This window comes from Micromonospora sp. ZG13, assembly GCF_059359355.1.
Map to the genome: position 1 here is coordinate 1 of NZ_JCADBQ010000034.1, position 5,354 is coordinate 5,354.

A 5,354-nucleotide genomic window follows, 5' to 3' on the forward strand; every position below is an offset into this window, starting at 1 on the left:
GGTGTGTGGTTGTTCTTTGAGAACTCAACAGGGTGCTTGATAAGCCAGTGCCAAAATGATTTATACCCCTGGACTGGTCAGGCTTCGGTTTGGCTGGTCTTGGATTCCTTTGGCAACACTTTTTGTTGTCGGGACAGTTTTTCAACAAGTTTTTGTTGGAGAGTTTGATCCTGGCTCAGGACGAACGCTGGCGGCGTGCTTAACACATGCAAGTCGAGCGGAAAGGCCCTTCGGGGTACTCGAGCGGCGAACGGGTGAGTAACACGTGAGCAACCTGCCCTAGGCTTTGGGATAACCCCGGGAAACCGGGGCTAATACCGAATAGGACCTCTGACCGCATGGTTGGTGGTGGAAAGTTTTTCGGCCTGGGATGGGCTCGCGGCCTATCAGCTTGTTGGTGGGGTGATGGCCTACCAAGGCGACGACGGGTAGCCGGCCTGAGAGGGCGACCGGCCACACTGGGACTGAGACACGGCCCAGACTCCTACGGGAGGCAGCAGTGGGGAATATTGCACAATGGGCGGAAGCCTGATGCAGCGACGCCGCGTGAGGGATGACGGCCTTCGGGTTGTAAACCTCTTTCAGCAGGGACGAAGCGTAAGTGACGGTACCTGCAGAAGAAGCGCCGGCCAACTACGTGCCAGCAGCCGCGGTAAGACGTAGGGCGCGAGCGTTGTCCGGATTTATTGGGCGTAAAGAGCTCGTAGGCGGCTTGTCGCGTCGACTGTGAAAACCCGCAGCTCAACTGCGGGCCTGCAGTCGATACGGGCAGGCTAGAGTTCGGTAGGGGAGACTGGAATTCCTGGTGTAGCGGTGAAATGCGCAGATATCAGGAGGAACACCGGTGGCGAAGGCGGGTCTCTGGGCCGATACTGACGCTGAGGAGCGAAAGCGTGGGGAGCGAACAGGATTAGATACCCTGGTAGTCCACGCTGTAAACGTTGGGCGCTAGGTGTGGGGGGCCTCTCCGGTTCCCTGTGCCGCAGCTAACGCATTAAGCGCCCCGCCTGGGGAGTACGGCCGCAAGGCTAAAACTCAAAGGAATTGACGGGGGCCCGCACAAGCGGCGGAGCATGCGGATTAATTCGATGCAACGCGAAGAACCTTACCTGGGTTTGACATGGCCGCAAAACCTGCAGAGATGTGGGGTCCTTCGGGGGCGGTCACAGGTGGTGCATGGCTGTCGTCAGCTCGTGTCGTGAGATGTTGGGTTAAGTCCCGCAACGAGCGCAACCCTCGTTCGATGTTGCCAGCGCGTTATGGCGGGGACTCATCGAAGACTGCCGGGGTCAACTCGGAGGAAGGTGGGGATGACGTCAAGTCATCATGCCCCTTATGTCCAGGGCTTCACGCATGCTACAATGGCCGGTACAATGGGCTGCGATACCGTGAGGTGGAGCGAATCCCAAAAAGCCGGTCTCAGTTCGGATCGGGGTCTGCAACTCGACCCCGTGAAGTCGGAGTCGCTAGTAATCGCAGATCAGCAACGCTGCGGTGAATACGTTCCCGGGCCTTGTACACACCGCCCGTCACGTCACGAAAGTCGGCAACACCCGAAGCCGGTGGCCCAACCCTTGTGGAGGGAGCCGTCGAAGGTGGGGCTGGCGATTGGGACGAAGTCGTAACAAGGTAGCCGTACCGGAAGGTGCGGCTGGATCACCTCCTTTCTAAGGAGCACCTTCCGACGAAAGTCGGTAAGGAGCCCGCGGTCCGCGAATGTCGGGTCGGGGTGCTCAATGGCGGAGACACTGGCGAGTTTTCTCCTGGCAACGGTCGGGTTCTTCTAGTACGGCCATCTTTCGGGGTGGTGTGGAGGGGAGTCCTGATGCGGCTGGGAGGAGATGGATAGCACCCTGTTGGGTCCTGAAGGAACAACCGTTGGGTTGTTTTTTCGGAGCCATCGCTTCGCCTGTGGGTGGAGCTGGTTGCCAGGCATGGCCTGGTGTGGCATACCGCCGGCGGTTGTCGGGTTTGGTGTCGCACTGTTCGGGTTGTGGGTTGGTCGTTTGTTGAGAATTGCACAGTGGACGCGAGCATCTTTGTGGTCAAGTTGTCAAGGGCGAACGGTGAATGCCTTGGCACCAGGAGCCGATGAAGGACGTGGGAGGCCGCGATAGGCCTGGGGGAGCTGTCAACCAAGCTGTGATCCCAGGGTGTCCGAATGGGGAAACCTGGCTGGAGTCATGTCCAGTCACCTACACCTGAACACATAGGGTGTATGGGGGGAACGCGGGGAAGTGAAACATCTCAGTACCCGTAGGAAGAGAAAACAATTTAGTGATTCCGTGAGTAGTGGCGAGCGAAAGCGGATTGAGGCTAAACCGGCTGCGTGTGATACCTGTCAGGGGTTGCGTGGTCGGGGTTGTGGGACCCTGCTGAGCGAGCTGACACTCGTTCGAGAAGTTACAAAGTCAGTGGCTAGTCGAACAGTCTGGAATGGCTGACCGTAGACGGTGAGAGTCCGGTAGGTGAAAGTTGCTGACCTTCTGTGGGTGTTCCCGAGTAGCGGCGGACCCCTGAAATCTGCCGTGAATCTGCCAGGACCACCTGGTAAGCCTAAATACTTCCTGGTGACCGATAGCGGACGAGTACCGTGAGGGAATGGTGAAAAGTACCCCGGGAGGGGAGTGAAATAGTACCTGAAACCGTTCGCCTACAATCCGTCGGAGCCTTGCGGGGTGACGGCGTGCCTTTTGAAGAATGAGCCTGCGAGTTAGTGGCATGTGGCGAGGTTAACCCGTGTGGGGGAGCCGTAGCGAAAGCGAGTCTGAATAGGGCGATTCAGTCGCGTGTCCTAGACCCGAAGCGGAGTGATCTAGCCATGGGCAGGCTGAAGCGCGGGTAAGACCGCGTGGAGGGCCGAACCCACCAACGTTGAAAAGTTGGGGGATGACCTGTGGTTAGGGGTGAAAGGCCAATCAAACTCCGTGATAGCTGGTTCTCCCCGAAATGCATTTAGGTGCAGCGTCGCGTGTTTCTTGCCGGAGGTAGAGCACTGGATGGTCTAGGGGGCCCACAAGCTTACCGAAATCAGCCAAACTCCGAATGCCGGTAAGTGAGAGCGCGGCAGTGAGACTGCGGGGGATAAGCTTCGTAGTCGAGAGGGAAACAGCCCAGATCACCAGCTAAGGCCCCTAAGCGTGTGCTAAGTGGAAAAGGATGTGGGGTCGCATAGACAACCAGGAGGTTGGCTTAGAAGCAGCCACCCTTTAAAGAGTGCGTAATAGCTCACTGGTCAAGTGGTTCCGCGCCGACAATGTAGCGGGGCTCAAGCACACCGCCGAAGCTGTGGCATTCACATTTTAACCACGCAACGCCTTGATGTGTTGTGCAGGTGTGTGGATGGGTAGGGGAGCGTCGTGCCGGGGGTGAAGCAGCGGGGTGACCCAGTTGTGGACGCGGCACGAGTGAGAATGCAGGCATGAGTAGCGAAAGAAGGGTGAGAAACCCTTCCGCCGGATGACCAAGGGTTCCAGGGCCAGGCTAATCCGCCCTGGGTGAGTCGGGACCTAAGGCGAGGCCGAGAGGCGTAGTCGATGGACAACGGGTTGATATTCCCGTACCCGCGAAAGAGCGTCCCTGATGAACCTCGTTGTGCTAACCACCCGAACTTGGGGCGGTCTTCGGACCAAACTGGGGGAGCGTGGGAACCTGGCGGGTAGTAGTCAAGCGATGGGGTGACGCAGGAAGGTAGCTGAGCCCGGCCGGTGGTTGTGCCGGGGTAAGCGTGTAGGCCGTGTTGTAGGCAAATCCGCAACACATGGAGGCTGAGACGTGATGCCGAGCCGATTCAGGTGAAGTCAGTGATCCTATGCTGCCGAGAAAAGCCTCTAGCGAGTTCTTAGCGGCCCGTACCCCAAACCGACACAGGTGGTCAGGTAGAGAATACCGAGGCGATCGGGCGAACTGTGGTTAAGGAACTCGGCAAATTGCCCCCGTAACTTAGGGAGAAGGGGGGCCGGAGACGTGAAGCCCCGCGCGGGTGGAGCGTTGTATGGCCGCAGAGAGCAGGGGGAAGCGACTGTTTACTAAAAACACAGGTCCATGCGAAGAAGTAATTCGATGTATATGGACTGACGCCTGCCCGGTGCTGGAACGTTAAGGGGACCTGTTAGCTCTTCGGGGCGAAGCGGAGAACTTAAGCGCCAGTAAACGGCGGTGGTAACTATAACCATCCTAAGGTAGCGAAATTCCTTGTCGGGTAAGTTCCGACCTGCACGAATGGCGTAACGACTTCCCCACTGTCTCAACCACAGGCCCGGCGAAATTGCATTACGAGTAAAGATGCTCGTTACGCGCGGCAGGACGGAAAGACCCCGGGACCTTTACTATAGCTTGACATTGGTATCTGAGTTAGCTTGTGTAGGATAGGTGGGAGCCGGTGAAGTCCATACGCCAGTATGGGTGGAGGCAATCTTGAAATACCACTCTGGTTGATTTGGGTATCTAACTTCGGACCGTTATCCGGTTCAGGGACAGTGTCTGGTGGGTAGTTTAACTGGGGCGGTTGCCTCCTAAAGGGTAACGGAGGCGCCCAAAGGTTCCCTCAGCCTGGTTGGCAATCAGGTGTTGAGTGCAAGTACACAAGGGAGCTTGACTGTGAGACTGACAGGTCGAGCAGGGACGAAAGTCGGGACTAGTGATCCGGCACTTGCGAGTGGAAGCGGTGTCGCTCAACGGATAAAAGGTACCCCGGGGATAACAGGCTGATCTTCCCCAAGAGTCCATATCGACGGGATGGTTTGGCACCTCGATGTCGGCTCGTCGCATCCTGGGGCTGTAGCAGGTCCCAAGGGTTGGGCTGTTCGCCCATTAAAGCGGTACGCGAGCTGGGTTTAGAACGTCGTGAGACAGTTCGGTCCCTATCCGCCGTGCGCGTAGGATACTTGAGAAGGGCTGTCCCTAGTACGAGAGGACCGGGACGGACGAACCTCTGGTGTGCCAGTTGTCCCGCCAGGGGCACGGCTGGTTAGCTACGTTCGGAAGGGATAACCGCTGAAAGCATCTAAGCGGGAAGCTCGCTTCAAGATGAGGTATCCCACCCACTTTGTGGGGTAAGGCCCCCAGCTAGACGACTGGGTTGATAGGCCGGAAATGTAAGCCCGGTAACGGGTTCAGTTGACCGGTACTAATAGGCCGAGGACTTGACTACTAAGCTGCTACGCGTCCACTGTGCAACTCTCGATAAACGAACAACAGACCACGTGGTGGTGTTGTTTGATATGTCGATAGAGTTACGGCGGTCATGGCGGAGGGGAAACGCCCGGTTACATTCCGAACCCGGAAGCTAAGCCCTCCAGCGCCGATGGTACTGCACTCGGGAGGGTGTGGGAGAGTAGGACACCGCCGGACAA

General features: G+C 57.6%; 3 rRNA genes. All 3 read left to right on the plus strand.

From position 1 onward, the window contains the following. The first annotated feature begins 152 nt into the window (after positions 1 to 152). Positions 153 to 1,667, plus strand: a 16S ribosomal RNA gene (locus AC5L34_RS29385). Between the two features lie 376 nt (positions 1,668 to 2,043). Then, a 23S ribosomal RNA gene (locus AC5L34_RS29390) occupies positions 2,044 to 5,152 on the plus strand. An 83-nt stretch (positions 5,153 to 5,235) separates the two neighbouring features. Beyond that, positions 5,236 to 5,352 (plus strand): 5S ribosomal RNA (gene rrf / locus AC5L34_RS29395). Together the 16S, 23S and 5S rRNA genes form the textbook arrangement of a ribosomal RNA operon. Positions 5,353 to 5,354 lie beyond the last annotated feature (2 nt).